The organism is Micromonospora maritima, from assembly GCF_902825405.1.
Classification (GTDB): Bacteria; Actinomycetota; Actinomycetes; order Mycobacteriales; family Micromonosporaceae; genus Micromonospora; species Micromonospora maritima.
In genome coordinates this window covers 1-3,851 of the sequence record NZ_CADEAU010000490.1, presented here as the reverse complement: position 1 = coordinate 3,851, position 3,851 = coordinate 1, and the positions used below count along the sequence as shown (strand labels likewise).

3 protein-coding genes are annotated in these 3,851 nt (G+C 76.3%); all 3 read left to right on the top strand.

Annotation, left to right across the window (positions count from 1 at the left end):
- Positions 1–1,222, top strand: a 1,222-nt coding sequence (locus HUW36_RS27655) for an amylo-alpha-1,6-glucosidase (RefSeq protein WP_281357565.1), incomplete at its 5' end; no start/stop codon positions are given.
- 128 nt (positions 1,223–1,350) lie between these two features.
- Positions 1,351–2,676, top strand: a complete 1,326-nt coding sequence (locus tag HUW36_RS27650; protein ID WP_174530822.1) for a glycosyltransferase family 4 protein — start codon at positions 1,351–1,353, stop codon at positions 2,674–2,676.
- A gap of 78 nt (positions 2,677–2,754) precedes the next feature.
- Positions 2,755–3,851, top strand: a 1,097-nt coding sequence (locus HUW36_RS27645) for a serine/threonine-protein kinase (RefSeq protein WP_174530821.1), incomplete at its 3' end; no start/stop codon positions are given.

Sequence of the window (3,851 nt, the reverse complement as noted above, 5' to 3'; positions counted from 1 at the left end):
CGACGCTCTTCCGATCTCGGCGACCGCCGTGGTCGAGGCGGCCCGGCGGCGCCACCGCGCGATGGTGGCCGCGGCGAAGCCCGAGGACGCGGTCGAGGCGACGCTCGCGCTGGCCGCCGACGCGTTCGTGGTGCGCACCGCCACCGGCCCGGACGTGGTGGCCGGCTACCCCTGGTTCGGGGCCTGGTCGCGGGACACGATGATCTCCTACGAGGGGTTGTTCCTCTGCACCGGCCGCGCCGACGAGGGCCGCGAGCTGCTGCGGGCGTACGCGGGCACGCTGTCGGCGGGCATGCTGGCGAACACCGCCGACACCGGCCGGGTCGAGCACAACACCGTCGACGGCACGCTGTGGTTCCTGCACGCGGTCAACCGGCACGTCACGGTCACCGGCGACACCGACCTCGGCGACGAGCTGCTGCCCGCGCTGCACGGCGTGGTCGAGGCACACGTGGCCGGCACCCGCTACGGCATCGGCGTCGACCCGGCCGACGGGCTGCTCACCCAGGGTGGCCCGCCGGACGTGGCGCTGACCTGGATGGACGCCCGCGTGTACGGCGTGCCGGTGACCCCGCGTACCGGCAAGCCGGTCGAGGTCAACGCGCTGTGGATCAACGGGTTGGCCGGGCTCGCCGAGCTGACCGAGCTGGCCGGTCGGGACGCCGGCACGCTGTGGGCGCTGCACTCCCGGGCCACCGCGTCGTTCCGCGACCGTTTCCCCGCGCCGGCCGGCTGGCTGCACGACGTGCTGGACGCCCCGGCGCCCGCGTACCCGCTCGGCGGCGCCCCGCACCACGACGACGACCTGCTGCGCCCCAACCAGCTGCTCGCCTGGTCCCTGCCGTACGCCCCGCTGGAGCCGGACGAGGCCACGCTGCGCCGCGTCGCCGAGGCGCTGGTCACCCCGCTCGGGCCGCGCAGCCTCGCCCCCGACTCCCCCGGTTTCGTCGGGCGGCACCGGGGCGGTCCGGCCGAGCGGGACTCCGCCTACCACCAGGGCACGGTCTGGCCCTGGCTGACCGGGCCGCTGCTGGACGCGTACCGCCGGGCCGGCCTGCCCACCGACGACCTGCTGGTGGGCCTGGAGGGCCACCTGGCCGAGGTCGGCCTCGGCTCGGTCAGCGAGACCGCCGACGGCGCCGCGCCGCACACCGCCACCGGTTGCCCGTTCCAGGCCTGGTCGGTGGCGGAGCTGCTGCGCGCGCGGCGCGCCCGCCGGTAACGCGTTACAGACCGGCAACCGGCGCGTCGCCGCCGGTTATCGACCCCTGGGCAGGATGGGTGGCGATCCCACCGGAACCCCCGCGGCGACGCCGTGGGGGCGGGACACCACAACTCAAAGGGGGCCGCGTGTCAGCTGACGCCGAAGTGATCGACATCCAGCCCGCCCGGCACCTGCGGGTGCTGTTGCTCTCCTGGGAGTACCCACCCGTGCTCGTCGGTGGGCTCGGCCGCCACGTGCACGCGCTCTCCGTCGCCCTGGCCGCCGCCGGGCACGAGGTCACCGTGGTCACCCGCCACGGCGACGGCGTCCCGCTGGAGGAGTACGCCGACGGCGTCCGCATCGTCCGCGCGGCCGAGGACCCGGTCCGCTTCCCGCTGGCCACCGACTCGCTGCTGGCCTGGACCATGGCGTTCAACCACTCGCTCACCCGGGCCGCCCTGCGCGCCGCCGAGTCGGGCGCGTACGACGTGATCCACGCCCACGACTGGCTGGTCGCGCACACCGCCGTCACCCTGGCCGAGCACCTCGACGTGCCGCTGGTGACCACCATCCACGCCACCGAGGCCGGCCGGCACCAGGGCTGGCTGCCGGGCGAGATGAACCGCACCATCCACGGCGTCGAGCACTGGCTGAGCAACGCCTCGGCTCGGGTGATCGCCTGCTCCGGCTACATGCGGGAGCAGGTGGCCCGGCTGTTCGACGTGCCGGCCGGTCGGATCGACGTGGTCGCCAACGGCGTGGACGACCGGGCCTGGCGGGCCCGCCCGCACGCGGTCGCCTCGGCCCGGGCGCGCTTCGCCGCCGGCGGGCCGCTGATCGGGTACGCCGGCCGGCTGGTCTACGAGAAGGGCGTGCAACACCTGGTGGACGCCGTGCCGCACCTGGCCGACCGGCACCCGGGACTGCGGGTGGTGATCGCCGGGGACGGCCCGTACCGGGACGAGCTGGTGGACCGGGCCGACCGGCTGCGCCTGGGCGACACGGTGCGGTTCGCCGGTTTCCTGGACGCGACGCAGCTCCCGGCGGTGCTCGCCGCCACCGACGCCACCGTGGTCCCCAGCCTCTACGAGCCGTTCGGGATGATCGCGCTGGAGGCGGCCGCCGCCGGCGCGCCGCTCGCGGTGGCGCGCACCGGCGGGCTGGCCGAGATCGTCGAACCGGGCGTGACCGGGGTGACCTTCCCGCACGGCGACCCGGACGCGCTGGCCGGCGCGGTCGACCGGCTGCTCGGCGACGAGGTCTTCGCCCGCCGGGTGGCGCGCAAGGCGCGGGCCATGGTGGCCCGGCGCTACACCTGGTCGGCCATCGCCGCCCGCACCGCCGGCAGTTACGCCGTCGCCCGCCGGGAGCACCACACGTTCCAGGCCCGCCGGGCCGCCGCCCTGCTGGCCGGCAACCGGTCCGCCATCTCCATTCCGGACGGAAATCTGCTGGCCGGCGCGGCGAGCTAGGGCACGCCGCCCTGACGAACGATAGGTACCGTCCGATCCGTTGGCTATTGTGGTCCACGACCAGCGGTGAGGAGTGCGGTGCGGGAGGTAGTGATCGCCGGGCGGTACCGCCTGCTCGAGCTGGTCGGCCGCGGCGGGATGGGCCAGGTCTGGCGCGCTCGGGACGAGGAGCTGCACCGCGAGGTGGCGGTGAAGCAGGTGGTGCCGCCGAACTGGCTCGCCGAACACGAGCGGGACGAGCTGCGCGCGCGCACGCTGCGCGAGGCGCGGACGGCCGCGCGGCTCAGCCACCCCAACGTGGTGCGGGTCTACGACGTGGTCCGGGTCCAGGGCGACCCGTGGCTGATCATGGAGTACGTCCCGTCCCGCTCGCTCCAGGAGCTCATCGAGAGCGACGGCCCGCTGCCGCCCCGGCGGGCCGCCGGGATCGGGCTGGCCGTGCTCGCCGGGCTGCGCGCCGCGCACGACGCCGGGGTGCTGCACCGGGACGTGAAACCCGCGAACGTGCTGCTGGCCCGCGACGGTCGGGTCCTGCTCACCGACTTCGGGCTGGCCGTCTTCGAGGGCGGCGACGGGGCCATGACCCGTCCCGGGCTGGTCCTCGGCTCCCCGCAGTACGTGGCCCCGGAACGCGCCGCCGAAGGGGCGTCCAGCGTGGAGGCGGACCTGTGGTCGCTGGGAGCCACGCTGCACGCGGCCGTGGAGGGCCGCTCCCCGTACGCCCGCAGCACCGCGATGGCCACGCTGGCCGCGCTGGCCAGCCAGCCCCCGGACCCGGCCCCGCACGCGGGTCCGCTGATGCCGGTGCTTGTCGGGTTGCTGCGCCGCGATCCCCGCAACCGGCTCGGCCACGACGACACCGCCCGGCTGCTCACCGCCGCCACCGCGCCGGACACCGACGCGCCGGTCCGGCCGTCCGGCGAGGCGCCCGAACCGCCTGCCGTCGGCGTACCGGACCGGCTGCCCGTCGGTGCGGTCGACCCGCCGGGCCGGACCGACCTGCCGGGCCGGACCGACCTGCCGGGCCGGACCGACCCGGACGGCTGGGACAGCACCGGCACAGCGGCCGGGCCGCCCGTCGACTACCCCGACCTGATGCCGCCCGCCGCCGCCGCTCGCGCCTGGAGCCGGGCGGCGCTGCGCAGCGAGTGGGCGCCGCCGGCCGACGCGGATCC